The organism is Acidimicrobiia bacterium, assembly GCA_018057765.1.
Lineage (GTDB): Bacteria > Actinomycetota > Acidimicrobiia > IMCC26256 > JAGPDB01 > JAGPDB01.
In genome coordinates this window covers 38,100-53,906 of the sequence record JAGPDB010000011.1, presented here as the reverse complement: position 1 = coordinate 53,906, position 15,807 = coordinate 38,100, and the positions used below count along the sequence as shown (strand labels likewise).

At 35.0% G+C, this 15,807-nt stretch carries 18 protein-coding genes; 13 read left to right on the top strand and 5 right to left on the bottom strand.

The genetic code is table 11. The features are described from left to right. From KBF89_05135 to KBF89_05105, 7 genes are all read left to right on the top strand, one after another. The coding region (locus KBF89_05135) for a hypothetical protein (protein ID MBP9115711.1) at positions 1-440 on the top strand (440 nt) is incomplete at its 5' end. A 74-nt stretch (positions 441-514) separates the two neighbouring features. Then, complete coding sequence (locus KBF89_05130; protein MBP9115710.1) at positions 515-1,315, top strand: hypothetical protein; 801 nt, start codon at positions 515-517, stop codon at positions 1,313-1,315. 166 nt (positions 1,316-1,481) lie between these two features. After that, positions 1,482-1,592, top strand: coding sequence for a DUF4044 domain-containing protein (locus KBF89_05125; protein ID MBP9115709.1), 111 nt, complete (start codon positions 1,482-1,484; stop codon positions 1,590-1,592). After that, complete coding sequence (locus KBF89_05120) at positions 1,592-2,284, top strand: hypothetical protein (GenBank protein ID MBP9115708.1); 693 nt, start codon at positions 1,592-1,594, stop codon at positions 2,282-2,284. Before KBF89_05125 ends, KBF89_05120 begins: the two co-directional genes overlap by 1 nt. Positions 2,285-2,583: 299 nt before the next feature. Then, entirely contained in the window at positions 2,584-3,036 is a 453-nt protein-coding gene (locus tag KBF89_05115) for a hemerythrin domain-containing protein (protein ID MBP9115707.1), read from the top strand. A 23-nt stretch (positions 3,037-3,059) separates the two neighbouring features. Then, positions 3,060-3,317: a GlsB/YeaQ/YmgE family stress response membrane protein gene (locus KBF89_05110; GenBank protein MBP9115706.1), complete on the top strand. Its 258-nt coding sequence runs from the start codon at positions 3,060-3,062 to the stop codon at positions 3,315-3,317. Between the two features lie 179 nt (positions 3,318-3,496). Continuing rightward, positions 3,497-4,138 carry a class I SAM-dependent methyltransferase gene (locus tag KBF89_05105; GenBank protein MBP9115705.1) on the top strand — a complete coding sequence of 214 codons (642 nt, stop codon included), beginning with the start codon at positions 3,497-3,499 and terminating at the stop codon, positions 4,136-4,138. Positions 4,139-4,277: 139 nt separating this feature from the next. Here the strand turns inward: KBF89_05105 and KBF89_05100 are convergent, their stop codons facing one another. Then, positions 4,278-4,514 carry a DUF1059 domain-containing protein gene (locus KBF89_05100; GenBank protein ID MBP9115704.1) on the bottom strand — a complete coding sequence of 79 codons (237 nt, stop codon included), beginning with the start codon at positions 4,512-4,514 and terminating at the stop codon, positions 4,278-4,280. A gap of 1,037 nt (positions 4,515-5,551) precedes the next feature. Next, complete coding sequence (locus tag KBF89_05095; protein MBP9115703.1) at positions 5,552-6,604, bottom strand: hypothetical protein; 1,053 nt, start codon at positions 6,602-6,604, stop codon at positions 5,552-5,554. Between the two features lie 83 nt (positions 6,605-6,687). On the opposite strand from KBF89_05095, the gene KBF89_05090 reads away from it, so the two are divergent. Further along, positions 6,688-7,074, top strand: a complete 387-nt coding sequence (locus KBF89_05090; GenBank protein ID MBP9115702.1) for a hypothetical protein — start codon at positions 6,688-6,690, stop codon at positions 7,072-7,074. A gap of 262 nt (positions 7,075-7,336) precedes the next feature. On the opposite strand, the gene KBF89_05085 is transcribed toward KBF89_05090, so the two are convergent. Next, the gene (locus KBF89_05085) at positions 7,337-7,660 is read right to left on the bottom strand and encodes a hypothetical protein (GenBank protein ID MBP9115701.1); all 324 of its coding nucleotides are present in this window, start codon (positions 7,658-7,660) and stop codon (positions 7,337-7,339) included. A 121-nt stretch (positions 7,661-7,781) separates the two neighbouring features. On the opposite strand from KBF89_05085, the gene KBF89_05080 reads away from it, so the two are divergent. After that, positions 7,782-8,303 carry a hypothetical protein gene (locus tag KBF89_05080; protein ID MBP9115700.1) on the top strand — a complete coding sequence of 174 codons (522 nt, stop codon included), beginning with the start codon at positions 7,782-7,784 and terminating at the stop codon, positions 8,301-8,303. Here the strand turns inward: KBF89_05080 and KBF89_05075 are convergent. After that, on the bottom strand, positions 8,278-9,675 hold the full coding sequence (locus KBF89_05075; protein ID MBP9115699.1) for an FAD-dependent monooxygenase: 1,398 nt from the start codon (positions 9,673-9,675) through the stop codon (positions 8,278-8,280). The two genes, KBF89_05080 and KBF89_05075, sit on opposite strands and share 26 nt — an antisense overlap. Before the next feature lie 199 nt (positions 9,676-9,874). Between KBF89_05075 and KBF89_05070 the strand changes: the two genes are divergently transcribed. From KBF89_05070 to KBF89_05055, 4 genes are read left to right on the top strand one after another with little or no spacing between them, the layout of a single operon-like run. Further along, positions 9,875-11,416 (top strand): phenylacetate--CoA ligase family protein, encoded by a 1,542-nt coding sequence (locus tag KBF89_05070; GenBank protein MBP9115698.1) that lies wholly within the window; start codon positions 9,875-9,877, stop codon positions 11,414-11,416. Positions 11,417-11,458: 42 nt separating this feature from the next. After that, the gene (locus tag KBF89_05065) at positions 11,459-11,893 is read left to right on the top strand and encodes a DUF4188 domain-containing protein (protein ID MBP9115697.1); all 435 of its coding nucleotides are present in this window, start codon (positions 11,459-11,461) and stop codon (positions 11,891-11,893) included. 14 nt (positions 11,894-11,907) lie between these two features. After that, positions 11,908-13,113 carry a hypothetical protein gene (locus tag KBF89_05060; GenBank protein MBP9115696.1) on the top strand — a complete coding sequence of 402 codons (1,206 nt, stop codon included), beginning with the start codon at positions 11,908-11,910 and terminating at the stop codon, positions 13,111-13,113. Beyond that, entirely contained in the window at positions 13,110-14,159 is a 1,050-nt protein-coding gene (locus tag KBF89_05055) for a hypothetical protein (protein MBP9115695.1), read from the top strand. The genes KBF89_05060 and KBF89_05055 overlap by 4 nt, the downstream gene beginning before the upstream one ends. Before the next feature lie 78 nt (positions 14,160-14,237). Here the strand turns inward: KBF89_05055 and KBF89_05050 are convergent, their stop codons facing one another. Beyond that, complete coding sequence (locus KBF89_05050; GenBank protein MBP9115694.1) at positions 14,238-15,722, bottom strand: hypothetical protein; 1,485 nt, start codon at positions 15,720-15,722, stop codon at positions 14,238-14,240. Positions 15,723-15,807: the final 85 nt, after the last annotated feature.

Below are 15,807 nucleotides of genomic sequence, written 5' to 3'. Positions count from 1 at the left end.
AAATGAAATTGAGAAATCCTATTTCTGATGGTCCTGAATATATTATTTTTATTGATGGTGAAACAGATGATCATGTAAAAATGATCCAAGATGAACTACTTTCTGCTCAAGAAAACCCTGATTCGAATATAAATAGAATTGACGATTTACAAATAGTAAGAGCGTTGGATTGCACCCGAGTATTCCTAGTATTAAACAAGCTAGGCGAAGAGCTTGTTATCTTGGTAGATAATGGTAAAACTAGTATTGAACCAAGAGCCTCAGTTCCTGGTGGGGTACTTTCAGATACTCTAAAAGCTACTGTAGCAGAATTAATTGGGGAAGATGGAAAACTAATTCAACAACTACAAGACTTAGGTTTCCCAAAGGAAGCTGTTCTCTCACAGAGTATCAAACCCACTACAGAAAAACCTTTAATTGCTCCAGTTGCTATATATTAATTTTAAGACCGATGAAAAAGATTACACTGATCAGCTAAATCTTTTACATAGATTTCATAATTTAGGACATAAAAATGCCAGATATTCCCCCTCCTCCATACATTCCAAACTACCCAAATGCCAAGTATCAAGATTTTTTGAGATATTTAATAAAACGAGCCAATACACCTGGAGGATTAAAAATACCAGAGAAGTTCAAGGATTTAACAATATATATAGCTTATTCAACTGAACAAGACAAAGGTCCCACTGTAAATTCACAAGAAATCCTTGCGCTCGAACTCGATCTTACTAAAATTGGAATCAGAGCTTATTGCTCAGATCAAACAAGTTCTAGAGGTATAGGAGACGAACATGCCATATGTATTTTCGGCAATATGGAACGTGCGCTTGAGCTTTATCCGGATAAAACACTTAGTACCGTCAAAGCTGAAGCATTGTGGCCGGTATTATTAACATGCGATTTACTAAAATTAGGCATTGTTGTTATTGGTGATCTCAAAGTTGCAGCGGTTGTCAGCCCAGAAAGAGTAAATGAGCATGTGCTAACAAGTGGCCAACCGATTCTAGGTGAGTTTTATTCTGAAGATAATAATGTTGTCGCAAACCAATTAAGTATATCTGAATTACAAGATCGCGTAGGGCGTATAATGCAAACAAAATTATGGTGTCTGAATTATAGGCTTAATAGCGAAATCTCTAATGGACGCAGTGTTACTATTTTGGAAATTGAGGCTGTATCTAGTCTGCCGCTAGATGAATTGGAAAAAGTATGTGGTGAACTATCTAGCGAATTAGTAGAACTAGGACAGCCGATTAAGTTGGATGTGATTAGTGGCGTCGAATCAAGATTTGACTTAAGTCTGGCAAACTAATATTCAAAATCTGTGCAGGTTTGAACCTACAAAAATTTAAGCCATAACACCTATTACCCAATTGAGAAATTAGAAATATATTGTGACAAATACTATAATCTACATATTAATAAAACCAAATTAATGAATATAATAACGATTTAGACAATAAGGCTATCGAAAAACTATGAGCAGTTCACAACAGAAAAAAAGAGATAAAATAATACTAGTGTTTGTTGTTCTTATGCTCGTAGCCATGGTTGTTGGTGTAGCAGCACCATTTGTATTGAATTTCTAATGACAGAGAATATTATGCCTCGAATGAATAAAAATAAATTTATATATATAATTATACTTTTAATACTAATAGGTATTTCCGTATTTTTCTTTCTACAATATAAAAGCGTAAAAGATAGCAATATCAACCCTAATAAAGAACTAAAAGAAGTAACTGAGCAAGCCTCTAGAATATACGATCTTCCAAAAGGAAAAGCGACATTAATTACAGTTGAAAGCACGAAAGAGTTCGCCGGTCAAGAGTTTTTTTCTGATGCAGAAATAGGAGATAAAATTCTTATTTACACTTCAGCGCAACAAGCAATAATTTATCGCCCTAGTACTAATAAGTTAGTAAATGTTGGGCCTATTAGTATTAGTAATAAAGAAACTAAAACATCTGACACTTCATCTACAACTACACCTACAAGTGCTGTTCCTCCCCTATCAAATGGCGTTAGCGTCGACATAATTGCGCGCAACAATAACTCAGACAAAACAACAGCACGATTAAATACTGATTATTCTGGCAAAGTAACTACCAAGCAAATCTCATCTGATGTAGCAATTAGCAAAACAATTATTGTTGTTAATAATGAAACCAGCAAAGAATTAGCAAGCGAAATTGCTACAACACTCAAGGGTCAAGTTGGAGAAACGCCAGAGGGTCTACCAACTTCAACTGCGGATATTGTTGTTTACGTGATCAGCTAAATGAACAGCTTTTTTAGCAGATTATTTTCCCATTATTCACGTATATCCCTTTTTAAATTTAGATTTTCCATAGTATTGTAACTTTTTTTACAGAAAATCATGAATATTAATTGTACGATAATAAAAGAATCAAGGGAACCGCTCAAAAAACCATTTATAGATAAGGGGAAAAATGATTATTTTTTATAGATTATTAAAAAAATATGGATTTGGACCTTACTTTATTATATTTGCTTTTATAGCTAGATTTTTCTTTTTTAGATATACCAAAAATCAAGACAATAAATTAAGGAGAAACAATGCCAGTAATATATGATTCAATACTTGAACATCACAATGAACTACGATCCCTTATGCGAGAGATGACATCTATAAAGCTGGACCCTGATGTTCGCAATAAAGCTTTCAAAGATTTTGCAGATGAATTAGCAGCACACTCTGGAGCGGAAGAACGTTTTTTATATGCACCAGCATATATGCACGATGAGGCTCTAAGCAAAGCTCGCCATGGCGCAGGAGAGCATAGTGATGCAGAAGAATTAATCGAGAAAATCAAAAAACTTGATCCTAAAGGTGAGGCATTTTTAGAAAACGTTAAGGAGTTGTCTAAAGAAGTTCATCATCATATGAATGAAGAAGAAAAAGAATTTTTCAAAATATCCAAAAAGGTACTGAGCGATGCAGAAGCAAAAAAACTAAACGACGAATATTTGATTGATTTCAATCGTCTTTTAGAAAAAAAATCTAAATAATAAAACAAAACAAAGGAGAAAAAATGGGAATTATTGCATGGCTAGTATTTGGAGGACTCGCAGGATGGGTAGCCTCTATGGTTATGGATACGAACAAGGAACAAGGAATTTTCCTTAACATTATTGTAGGAATTATAGGAGCCGCAATAGGTGGCTTTCTAATGCACGTACTTGGGGGAGAAAAAACATTTGAATTTAATCTTTCTAGTTTCGCAGTAGCGGTACTTGGCGCAATTGTGCTTTTGTTCCTAGTTAAGTTGGTATCAGGAAGGAAAGTATAATAAATTAATTAATTTACTTATATATGCATTAATTTAGGGTAGGTCACACAATAATGACCTACCCTAAATGCTGTCCTTTAAGTTTCTTACTCAATTATCTACTTACTACAAATATCTATAGTGATAATAAATAATTAAGTTTCATTTTCTGTTAAAGATATGCAATAATATAGGTAACTATGCGCAATAAACAATCCCCTGAAGACGACATAACACAGAGAAAGTTCTGGGATGATCAATATTCTTCTAGCAAGCAGATGTGGAGTGGCAATGCAAATATTACTTTAAGGCGTTATGTACACGAATTAGAACCTACCAATGCTCTTGAACTTGGTTGTGGTGAAGGTGGCGATGCTATCTGGCTAGCTAAAATAGGTTGGCAAGTAACTGCTACTGATATTTCAAAAATAGCAATTAATCGAGCAATAAAAGCGGCGAATAACAGCCCTGTCTATAACAAAATCTCTTTTGCACAACATGACTTATCTCAAAGTTTTCCAAATGGCACTTTCGGACTTGTTTCGGTGCACTATCTGCACTCTCCTATCGAGTTCGATAAAACTGCTGTACTTAAAAAGGCTTTATTAGCTGTAGGAATAGATGGCCATTTATTAATTGTTGATCATGCAGGACCTCCGCCATGGTCTCAACATCACCATAGCCCTTTCCCTAGTGTGAAAGAAACGTATGATTCACTTAAATTAGATCAAGATAAATGGAAAACAATCAAATTAGAAAAATGTAAACGTGAAGCTATGAGTCCAAACGGACACCGTGTGATGCTCGAAGATAACGTTATCTTTTTGAGACGTTTGAAATAATTATTTAAATTTTTTTACAAAAAATATTCTTATGCGCTATTATTTTTATAATTCGTGACGGCTATATAAGTAAAAACTTTTATAGATGTAGGTTTTCAGAATCAATATCAATTTAAGCGCACTAGTAAGTTAAACAACATTAGTCTTGTGGGACTGCATCGAATTCTTTTTCTTTATCTGCCATCCAAGTTTGCATAGCACCAGGAGTTTGCATAAGTTCAGTCATCTTGCCCATTGCACCTTTATGATCTTCGTCTTGTTTTTGAAACATTTCCATACCGTGAGCTCTACTTTGATCAGAAATATCCTTGAATGTTTCTGCGCTAAATTTTAAGTCACAAGCTCCGCCAAGTTGTTCACAAGTCATTGTTTTCATATTTTTACCTTTCGTTATAGACATTCTATCGCTATTTAATGTTAAAGTTTCAAGAATATTAATTTTCACTTTATTAGCTATACGCTGGTATGAAATCGTACCTGCTAGCTCATAGTAAGCTAGTAATTCTTCATATGAAACCGGTCTAATATGGCCCATTAAGAGACCACCGAATAAGGCATTTGAAGCTGAATAAGATTTGCGGCCATTACAATCTAATTGATCTACAGCTTCTATACATACAGCTATAACTCGAGGATTAAGATCATCGGAAATTGTATTGTTAGCAATAGCTTCACGCAATATACCTATTGACTTACTTTTCAGGAGAGCTTCGATTTCAGTAAGCTTTAAAGGATTATCTTGAAAGTATTTTTCACCCATAGTGTTTTTAATTTCTGAAAATACTAGTGATATAGTTTGGGCATCTGCCTTACGCACAATGCTTGCTAGGTGTTTCCTGATATCGTTTATCATTTTTTGCCGCCCAGAAAATGATAAACGAAGAGATTCGCATATAAAATTTCGAAATAATGATTGTGATCCTTTGTTATCATCATTTAGAGTTGCTTTAATAATATCTTTTATCTCGCTTGGCTCAAGATCTCCAGCCAATGATGTTTTTGCTGTGATGAGAGAAAATTGATCTCCATATTTTTCTAATTTAACCACAGCAGGGATTTCACAAAGTTGAACACCAGTAAATTCAAAGTATCCACGAAGAAACTTGGTCATGTCTTCTGAAACATCGCCATTTGAAATTGTGTTCAACACTTGTACACGTATTCTTTTGGCTTGTGCTTTGTGTAATCCATTAAGAGAAAATAATTCCCTAACTACTTCAAAATATCGTTTTAGATTTTCTATATCATTAGCATTTATTGCTTTAATTACTATTTCAGCACTAACTCTTTCTAGTCGGCTTGGAGTGTTTGGGCATGTTGTAGCCATATATACAATATGGTCAAGTCCGAACAATAGGCGCAAATGCTCTTATGGACGAGAATTATATCAGATTATATTTATCAAGCTAATAGTTACAGCGTTGGTGCTGACGTTATCGATTGCTTTGGAGTTGATGTATTTGAGTAATACTGCGGTATCAAATTGCTATCAATCGCATTAATTCGAGCTTTTTGTTGCTCGTCTAAATTGAATCCCAGACCACTTTCTATGTATGCTTCAAGAGCATGTTGCCAGTCAATTTGGAGTACATTATCAATTTCGGATTCACCAGAAGCTAAACCGATTAGCGCATTTAGCTGATCATTATCTAACTTAGCTTCCTTCCCTGCGAATGCTGTGAGCGTCTTTGGAAAACCAAATAATAATAAAGTATCTAAGGTATCGCTAGCAAGTTTCGTGTTAAAACGTTTAACATATTTACTAAGTGCAATATCATCTGATTTCCAAAAAAGATTGCCCAAAAGCTCAGCTTCAAGTTTTGGATCACGATCATATTCATCAAGCAATGTAATATCGTCAATTATTATACCTGGAATATTTCTTATTTCTGGTCCAGTGATTTTTTTTACAGCCTTTTTGTAATAACCGACGAGTTGTTCAAAAGAGATAGGTCTCACATGGCTCATGAGACCACCAAAAATTATATTTGCATCAGCTTGTGGGTTAGGATATTTATCTTTTCGATTCTCAATAGCGCTTATACATAGATCTATGATTTCAGGAGTGAGATTATTAGAAATTGCACCATATAGAACTGCATTTCCTATAGTATCTACAAACCCTTTTTCAATTATTACTACGATCTCTGGTTGAGTTAGAGGATGATCTTTCATAAAGTCTTCACCCATACCGACTTTAATTGCGTAGTATACGGATTGCACTAGTTCGTATTCTCCGCTTTTAACGATTTCAAGAAAATGACTTCTTATCTCTGCTAATATTGCTTTGCGTTCCTCATCGGTATATATAGCCGGGTTTTCTTCATCTGCTTGCATTAACGTATCATTAATAATCTTGCTTAATGAATTTTTAGCTACTTGGCTACCAAGAATAAATCCATTATGTATAATGGCTGCAATCGCTGCTTTTACAACTTGTTTACCTACTGGTGATATTGTTTTCATGAAGATTGATTCTAATTGAGTATGCCATATAGGCGCAAACATGATAAAGCATTTGTTAAAGTCCAGTTTGTTATAATAGCAAAATGCATAGCACTAACTATTTTGATACTTTTATAGAAGTAGCACAAGATTGTCCTGCTGAAATTGGTCAAGAGCCACCTGTGAAAGACCCAAAGACGGTGGCACAAATCACATACGAAATGCTCATAGACAATGATTATAAATATACTTCTGATGATGTTCTCTATAATGTCGGTGGAAAAAGAAAGGGTATAAGTAGAAAAGACTTTTTTAGTAAAGGTCAAGCATGTTTTAGGGCCTCACCACTGACAAAGCGTTATGGCTGGGGTGTTCATAGTGATAGCGAAGGAAAGATTGCAATCTATCCCGTTGAATCAAAAGAATATAAAAAGTTAGCTGGCGATGAAAACTTGACTCATCTAAGGGCGATGAGGTCGAACAGTGTTTAAACTTTTATTTGAGATATTGAGTTACATAAATTCTTCATATTTAACAAAATAGTCATAACGCTTGTATTTTAATAATCCAAACGAGATCACAATACATGAGATTATTATGATTTAGTTTTTAAGATCGTTTGATAATTGTATTTTGGAACTAATACCTAGTCTGCCAGTGTTTCCTGATTTTTTTCTTTCCGAAATAATATAACAATACAATAAGCTGCTATTGTCACCACAAATGCAACTCTAAGAAAAAATGTTATTAGACTCAACGACCAAGCAAATATGTTTGACCATCTTTAGTACTATGATCAGTATAGAAAAAATTTACTTCCTTATTACCTCTAGAGTCTGATGCTATAAAGCATAGGAATACGAAGATTGTCGAATATACAAACAATATTGAAGTTGGTAAAGTTTTTCTTAATATAATCAGACCTAAAACAGATAGAAGAGTAATGGCAAAAGCACCAATAAAAACAGGCGCTTCGACTGCGACAAGAAGCCCTGATGCAATGTCAACTCTTACATAGGCACCAATAGCTAATAATATTGGTACTAATAAAATTATGAATCTAGACTTCATAAGCATATTTCGTCATTAATCTTGACTTACTAAAACAAAGTTTATATTTATAAGTTTTGTATTCGATATAAGCATTACGTTTGTAAGTAAGATAACAACATTTACGCCTATTTAGTAGTATCTATATATGAATGAGAACTTCAAAGAAATATTAATTGTTGGGGGTAAGTCAAATTCGCTTGGTCGAGTTAATGACGTTATAGAAATTGTATTGGCTAATAAAGCAAGATTAGATGAGCTTTATAATTGCCTATTCGAAAAAGATCCTTGGTTGAGAATGCGCGCAGCAGATGCACTTGAAAAGATTTGCCGCATTAATCCCGACTGGTTTCAACCGTATATAAAAAGATTTTTAGGTGAACTAACTGTCTGCACCCAGGCATCAATACAATGGCACATGGCACAGATTTTTCGCCAAGTTAAACTCACAAAAAAACAAAAACTCGAAGCAATAACATGGCTTAAAGCTTTGATCTCTACCAAAGATGTTGATTGGATTGTTTCTGCAAATACTATGATAACCTTGTTTCAATTTACACAAGATGGAAGTTTTTCTAATGATGAAATGAGAGTTTTATTAAAAATCCAACAGAGCCATAAATCTAATGCTGTTATTAAGCGTGCTAATAAATTCCTAACTGCGCTTTAATAGGATCTGTAGTTAACCCAAAATTAAAATCCTTAAATACTCTGGCTAGTAACACATTTAGTTTTGCACTAGCCTCTGGATCACCCGATGCATGGCTCGCTGTATCAATAAGTGGTTGTAGAGTTGCTTGCAGTTCACCACTATCATAATTGTCATTAATACCATCTACATCAACACCAGTTGTCATAAAAGCAGATAAGAGAACTCCCCTAGCTTGCGGATTATCTCCCAAGGACGCTGCGAAACCTAGTTCATCTTGACTTGGCCAAGCAACGGCAAAAGGGGAATTAGTACTAGTCAAAGCCATATTTGCTGCAAGAAACTTTATCCTATTTATACTTTGCTCAGGAATCGTTGCTACGCCACCTTCCAGCATAATTACTTTAGCTATACCACAGGCATTTAACATAGCAAGCCTGATCCCATCACCAGTTCTTGGATTTAAACTCACCATAGTGTCACCAATAGGGAAAACTCCTTCAGGCCAGTTTTCTAATCTCAATGAGACATCACAATTTTTATTTATTTCGGGTCGAGTATCTGGAACGTTTTCTTGTAAAAAATCTCTCATATTTGAAGGTATCCGTGGATCATGGATTGCATCATCAATACTTATATTACGGCCTTTATCGACAGCAATATACACAACAAGTTTTTTGTCAGCTCCTGGGTAACAGCCAATCTGAACGCTAGGTTCGTCTTTCGATTTCCCTACCCTCGCAACAAATGGGACGGTTAAATCTTCTGATAGCTGCTCTGGCATATCAAAAGTTATCCACTTATATTCAAAAGGTGTATCTATTTTTGTCGGAGTCATTCCTAAGTCGTTTGACAATTGCGAATTAATACCATTAGCAATTAATACTAAGTCTGCATCTAGCGAAAAGACTTTCCCATTAGCTCCTTTGCTTTCATCAGTTTGGTTTGGGGTATACCCTACAGATCGATATTCTCCATCTGTTCTTATTGTATCAACGCTAGCATCAACAAATTCGATGCCTAATTTAATTGCTTGTTCTTCGAGAGCATCATTTATTCTAAATTGTGGATCACATGCGACAAATTTATTCTTATCCTTGAAATCGAGTAAGGCTTCAACGCCAAAAAAATCGAGAAATAAATTTTGACATTGCTCAATATCATTTTCTATTAGAGTTTGATATATGTCATCGTCGAGTAGTTCTTGTAGTTGTTCGAATACTTGTGGGACAATAAGCGCAGTTGAAGCTCTATGCTTAAAGTTTTTGTCATCATCTTTTGGTGATATAACTGTGACTTTAAGATCTGGTTTTTCCCTCATTAAAGCAACAGCTTGAGTTAATCCAGCAACACCAGCACCAACAATTATGATATTTCTCTTATCTTTAGGCATTTATCTATATTCCTATATCGTACGAAATGCCATTATATCAGCTAAATAGCTATAATCATATTGATTTTTAACTATTATCATTAATGATGGATTTTTATTAATACATTAATATTGATTTGAGTATAGATAAAACCATCAATCTTCATAAAAACGTCAATAATGACGTTAATTTTTTCTTTATTTAGACGAGACTAGTACGATGAGATTATTTAGTCGCGCAATACGATTCTTATATTTAGGTCTAGCAAATTGGGCTTTGACAGGTATATATAAGCTAATACGTTTAAGTAGCCCACTTTGGAGATTTTCAGCCCGCCACTACAGTGAATGGATGGGTTCGGTAGGTAAAGTTCACGCTTATTTGGCATGTGCCTGGAGTTCATATACAGTACCAGCATATAAAGATTATTTGAAACAAAATAATTATGATTGGAAAATCTTTTCTCTAAGTTCTTTTCCTGAAACTAGTAAAGAAACTTATATCAAAAAATATACTCCACTTCAACGTTGTAGATTTGGCAGACTTTCGCATAAAGGAACCCATATTGATGAATCTGCTGGCTCATCGGGTACCCCATACAATTGGATGCGCTCAGATAAAGAACTCGAACAGATACACAAAAATATGGCTGGATATATTTCTTTAGTATTACCTGCTAAAAATCGTTTTACAATAAATGGTTTTTCTATGGGTGCTTGGGCGACTGGGACTATTACTGGTGAAGCTGCCGCTCGTATTGGTATGGTAAAAAATACCGGTCCTGATATCGACAAGATATATGACACGATAGAGCATTTTGGTCCCGATTTTAATTATTTGATTACGGGCTATCCCCCATTTTTAAAACAGATGATTGACGAATTTAATATTCGAGGTTTTGACTTTTCAAAATACAATATCGATGCTTTGGTCGGTGGAGAAGGTATAACTGAAGCTTTACGCCAATATTGTGAACAAAATATTTCACGCGTACGTTCTGTATATGGTGCTACTGATTTAACCTTAGGTATTGCAGGGGAATCTTCTTTTACTATATGGTTAAGAAATATTTTGTTAGAGAATAGTGAATTGCGAAAATTGATTCTTGGGAGTGATGAGTCACGTACACCTATGATTTTTCAATATAATCCTCTAGAGAATTTTTTGGAAGTAAATCACAGAAACGAATTGATTTGCACAATTAATTCTTCGCATGTTTTGGCGCCAAAATTGCGCTATAACTTAGGCGATGAAGTTACACTTTTTACATTACGTGATATCACAAAAATTTTGAAATACGATAAGGCTCTATATAAAGAAGCGACACGCATCATCAAAAAAGAACCTTTGCGTATTCCACTAATGTTTTTCTTTGGACGTGCAGATAGCACGATTAGTTATATGGGTGCGAATATTTATCCGCAAGATGTTGAATATGGTATATATAATGACCCAGAGATAGCTAAACATGTTTCTCGTTTTTGTTTAGAGTTAAAAGAAAATGAGAAACTCGAATCGGAACCGATTTTGCATATTGAGCTAAATAAAGGTTCAGAATCTTCTCCCGAGATACTAAAGGGACTCGAAGAACAAATCTCGCAAGCTCTGTTGACTTATTTGGCAAGTATCAATCGCGACATCGCTGAAGCCATTGAGGAAGATGCGAACGGTTTTGAAATTATAGTTAGAGTACATCGTTTTGAAACGGGAGTATTCTCAAAAATGAAAGCTGGACTTAAAAACAAATACCTTGTGGATTAAAATTTAGATTAAATTATTTAGGAAAAAATATGAAGGATGAAAATGCGTACTAGCGATTTTTCTATAGCCCCAAAATATGCTCATGGTGAGTCTATGTTTGTTGGAGCAACGAAATATAAATCACCATTGTCGTGGATAAGACTGGCTCGTCGCTATAAGTTGATGATCAAAGATCTACGTGTTGAAGAAGGTTACTGTTGGCATAGAACTTTTTATTTCCCTCCTTTTACCCTTGGTACTATTGCGGCTTTTAAAGATAAAGACTCTTTGTTGAAATTTGCGCGAAGTAAATCGCACCACAACTTGATCAAATGGCTAATGGCAAGCGGATCACTCGCTGATGGCGGTTTTATTCGCATATATAATGCAGACGAAAAAGGCTATTCAAACGGCGTTTGGCGTGCTGAAGATCGAAAGTTCTCACATATAGAAAATTTCACACCACTTGTTGATGAGTCTGACGGACCAAAAGTTTAAAAGAGTTATCGATTATGGAAATTAATGTAAGCGCAAAAAGTGTTGAGACTAAAAGTGATATAAAAAAGTTTCTCGATTTTTCCTGGGAGACACCCTATGATTCTTATGATGTCCCTATTCTGGATAGTGTCATTAAAGCAATGTTAAATGGCAAACATCCGAGTTGTAAATATGGTGAAATTAATGCTTGGCTTTTTTTGAAAGATAATAAGGTTGTTGGGCGTACCACTTTGCACAGTAATATTCTTTTTAACAAAAAGTTAGGTTCTAAAGTTATTCTTTTTGGTTGCACTATTCTTAATGATGACATCGAAGTTTTTAAAGCTTTTTTTAATTTAATTGAAGAACAAGCCTTAGTTTCTGGAGCTTCTAAAATTTTTGGTCCAGCATCTTTGCTACCTAATCAGCAAGGTGGAGCTAGCGTCTCGAATTTTGATATTCCTGGTTTCGTTGATAGTGCTTATACACCAGAATTTTTTGTAAAAGCCTTAGATGATTGGGGTTTCCTACATGAGAATGATTCTCAAACCTGGATATGTGATGGTATTCAAGATGATGGGTTTGACCCTGAGAGTTTGTTTAATTTTGATGATACTAACTTTGTAAGCGAAAATCTGGCGATTCGTTATGGTGATAAAAAAGAATTTGATGAACAACGTAAAGTTTTGTTACCACTCATAAATAAGAGTTTTTCTACCCTCCCCTATTTTACAAATATTGATGAACAAGAATTTGCTTTTCAAACTGATGGTCTCGAATATCTTATAGATGAGTCACTTCTATTATTTTTAGAAAAAGATGGAGTACCTGTTGCTTTTGTTTTGGTTGTTCCTGATATTTCAGATTTTATAATTAAGTGCTCTGGAAATTTAAATATGTTTAACCAGTTAAAACTTTATTTTTCTAGAAAGAAATATCGTAAAAGTGCAATTTTGATCATAAAAGGGACGGACCCAGATTTTGCTGGTTCTGGCTTTCAAACTTTGCTTCATCGTGAACTTTTCAAAAATCTTAAAGCCGGAGGATATGAAACACTGTTTTCCACTTTTGTCGAACTTACTAATCCTGGCTCTTCGGCTTCATATTTGCGTGCGGGTGGTAGGCCTTTACAGGATTTTGCTTTTTTCTCAAAAGAGCTTGAAACTAAAAAGATTGCTAACACGAAAGAGATCGCTGATACTATTGAGACCACTAATAATGAAGCGGTTGTCTCAAAATGACTTTGAATATATCTGAAATTTACGATAAGCATCGCGAGCTAATTCACCGTGCGCCTTCTCCACATAATACCCAACCCTGGCTCGTTAAACTCGGTGGCGATAAGTTGACTATTACTTATGATTCTAGTCGTGTTCTACATGTTACTGACCCGATTTTTAGAGATCTATACTTATGCTTAGGAATGTTCATTGAATCTATTGCTGTTGTGGTTGGTGGAGAATCAGGTTTTGATATAGATCTATATTTTGATACAGATACAGATATAGATATAGAGTCTGATTTAAACAATATTTCAAAGACTGATTCAAATGCTGGCAAATTTTCGTCATGTACTATTTCAATTTCATCAAAATTATACCCAAAGACATTGACTAGTTCTGATTTGTCTAATCGTTCTACTAATCGCAAAGTTTTTGCTGTTACTAATATAACAAAAAGCATTAAAGACATCACAGATATTTTGACATATGTTGATGACCAGAAAGTAGAATCCAATGTCGAACACAAAATTATTAGGTGTTCCAAGGATATTGCTGATCTTTTAGACAAAGCAGATTTAATTCAAATGTCTGATACCGATAGTAGTGTTGAATTGAATTATTGGTTAAGGGCTGAACGTAAACTTCTTGCCCGTGATGGCTTAAGTTCTATCGTTTTGGATCTTAAATTTTTTGAGGCTCGTTTTTTAAAAATATTGTTTTCTCGTCCTATTCATTCTGTTTTGAAATATTTGGGTTTGGCTAAAATCTTGGTAAAATCTCGGCTAAATACTCTGACTAACGATACAATACTTGTTGCTTTCACATTGAAAAAATATGGAAATCCTAGAGATATTATTGATACTGGTAGATATTTGTTTTGTTCTTGGTCTCTGTTGTGTCGTAGTGATTATTCGGTTCATCCTATGAGTCAACTTCTTGATGTTGTTAAGGTTAAAAGTGAACTAGAAAAGATTCTATGCGTTAATACCTCTTCGGAAGTTGTGTTTGTTGTTCGTACAGGTTTTTCAGATACTCATAGCGGTCGATCCCTAAGGCTTGTTTAGCAAACCTCTTTCATTTTGAAGCTTGTTCTGAGTCTTTGGTGACTTTTATATCATCTTCAAAAATCAAAAAGTAGTTATTTATAAAGTGATCGAATTCGACTTAAGTGACTGAAATAAAGCAGATGTAATTGCTTCCACATCAGCGATTTGGCTTTCTGTTAATCCCAGATCACCAGTGAGAGACCTCTTTACATCAGGGTGCACTCGCCTTAAAGCTAGTTTCATTACAGCTTCACCCGCACCCTGTACATCTAGATAATCTACATTCTTATATTTCGAATAGAAACTGTCACCTAAAGGTTCCATTGCTCCCTGAACAACATCTAACACTATCGGCAAGATAAAGGGTTTGCTTCCAATTTCTAATCTCATATCATTGGCCTGATCTGTAATGAAATCTAAAATTCTTTGGCTATCAGCTGAGAGTTTAATAAAGCCTTTTGTAGCTTCATATCTTGTTACTGGCACATTTCGTGCTTTTATAGGCGCTCGTTCGCTAAACCCTCCAGCCTCTGACCAATCTAGCGTGGGTGCTTCTATATCACTTGGGCTTAAATAAACAAAAGCAGCTTTGTCTTTAGCGACTTGTGCTTCTTTTACTTCCATCCGTTGTGCCCACAAGCCTTGAACCCCAAGCTGTTCAACTGACCATTGGTCAATACATTTTCGAATCCATTCTTTTGCACTAAGCGGAACAGTAGGTGTCATCTCATGGAATACTTGCCATTTATCTACGGAATGATTTTTACCTTCTTCAATAGTTAAACCACTTAAAGGCCTATCACCAAATATGGTACGCAAATAATATTGTGTTGCGGTATTGATGTGATCATATGCACTAACTTCGAATGACGGCCATTTAGCTCTGTCGAAATAACTCTTCACCATTTCATCTTGATCGCCAGAACTTCTACCTTTATTTAGACCAAACCTACTAGTTAGTGAGGCTTTTGGCCTATCACCAAGTTCAGCAATTTTATCGATAAATCGAACCGACTGATCGTAACGTTTTTGCATACCTTCGTCGATAATAAGCTGATTATCACGATCAAATTCTTCTATTAGTTCACAGATCACTAATCGTGAACGTTCTAGTTCTCTCATTATTTTTTCTTTTGTCGCCGCAAATGCTATAGAAATCTCTTGTGCTGTCGGTTCATTGCCAGGCTCGCCAGCAATGCGTAGTTTATGTTGAATCAGACTGATGATATATAAATCTGCAAACGAATACTTTTGAGTATCGTCTACGTTTTTAGTTATATTCTTAAGTTCCCCCAATTCCATGCCGCTTCTTTGATCAAGCATTAGGTACCCTTTATGGAAATCACTTTCGAGTTGCTCTAATTGTTCTCTTCTTACAGATTCAGTCTTCTGCTTTATTGCAGAAACTGTTTCTGGATCTATGGCAACATTTACATAACTTTGCAAAAAATCGTGTATGCGCTTGTAGTCATCTTCGTTGACCACATTTCTAATCCGCTCACAAAGTTCAACTATTTCAGCATTTTTACCGAAATCTTGAGCAGCCAATCTCCTTTTTGATTGTGTAGAACCATCATCCATGTTAATTCCTTTAAATATCCTAGATAATTATCATATATCAGATATGTGTAAATTCAAGTGAAACTTGACCTATTTGGTTTTAAGG

Bases quoted from the DNA above. Each gene is read 5' to 3' on its own strand.
- KBF89_05080 (MBP9115700.1), top strand. From the start codon at position 7,782: ATGAATGAGAACTTCAAAGAAATATTAATTGTTGGGGGTAAGTCAAAT.
- KBF89_05055 (MBP9115695.1), top strand. From the start codon at position 13,110: ATGACTTTGAATATATCTGAAATTTACGATAAGCATCGCGAGCTAATT.
- KBF89_05100 (MBP9115704.1), bottom strand. From the start codon at position 4,514: ATGAAAACAATGACTTGTGAACAACTTGGCGGAGCTTGTGACTTAAAA.
- KBF89_05060 (MBP9115696.1), top strand. From the start codon at position 11,908: ATGGAAATTAATGTAAGCGCAAAAAGTGTTGAGACTAAAAGTGATATA.
- KBF89_05085 (MBP9115701.1), bottom strand. From the start codon at position 7,660: ATGCTTATGAAGTCTAGATTCATAATTTTATTAGTACCAATATTATTA.
- KBF89_05130 (MBP9115710.1), top strand. From the start codon at position 515: ATGCCAGATATTCCCCCTCCTCCATACATTCCAAACTACCCAAATGCC.
- KBF89_05125 (MBP9115709.1), top strand. From the start codon at position 1,482: ATGAGCAGTTCACAACAGAAAAAAAGAGATAAAATAATACTAGTGTTT.
- KBF89_05065 (MBP9115697.1), top strand. From the start codon at position 11,459: ATGCGTACTAGCGATTTTTCTATAGCCCCAAAATATGCTCATGGTGAG.
- KBF89_05075 (MBP9115699.1), bottom strand. From the start codon at position 9,675: ATGCCTAAAGATAAGAGAAATATCATAATTGTTGGTGCTGGTGTTGCT.
- KBF89_05050 (MBP9115694.1), bottom strand. From the start codon at position 15,722: ATGGATGATGGTTCTACACAATCAAAAAGGAGATTGGCTGCTCAAGAT.
- KBF89_05070 (MBP9115698.1), top strand. From the start codon at position 9,875: ATGAGATTATTTAGTCGCGCAATACGATTCTTATATTTAGGTCTAGCA.
- KBF89_05105 (MBP9115705.1), top strand. From the start codon at position 3,497: ATGCGCAATAAACAATCCCCTGAAGACGACATAACACAGAGAAAGTTC.
- KBF89_05115 (MBP9115707.1), top strand. From the start codon at position 2,584: ATGCCAGTAATATATGATTCAATACTTGAACATCACAATGAACTACGA.
- KBF89_05095 (MBP9115703.1), bottom strand. From the start codon at position 6,604: ATGAAAACAATATCACCAGTAGGTAAACAAGTTGTAAAAGCAGCGATT.
- KBF89_05090 (MBP9115702.1), top strand. From the start codon at position 6,688: ATGCATAGCACTAACTATTTTGATACTTTTATAGAAGTAGCACAAGAT.
- KBF89_05110 (MBP9115706.1), top strand. From the start codon at position 3,060: ATGGGAATTATTGCATGGCTAGTATTTGGAGGACTCGCAGGATGGGTA.
- KBF89_05120 (MBP9115708.1), top strand. From the start codon at position 1,592: ATGACAGAGAATATTATGCCTCGAATGAATAAAAATAAATTTATATAT.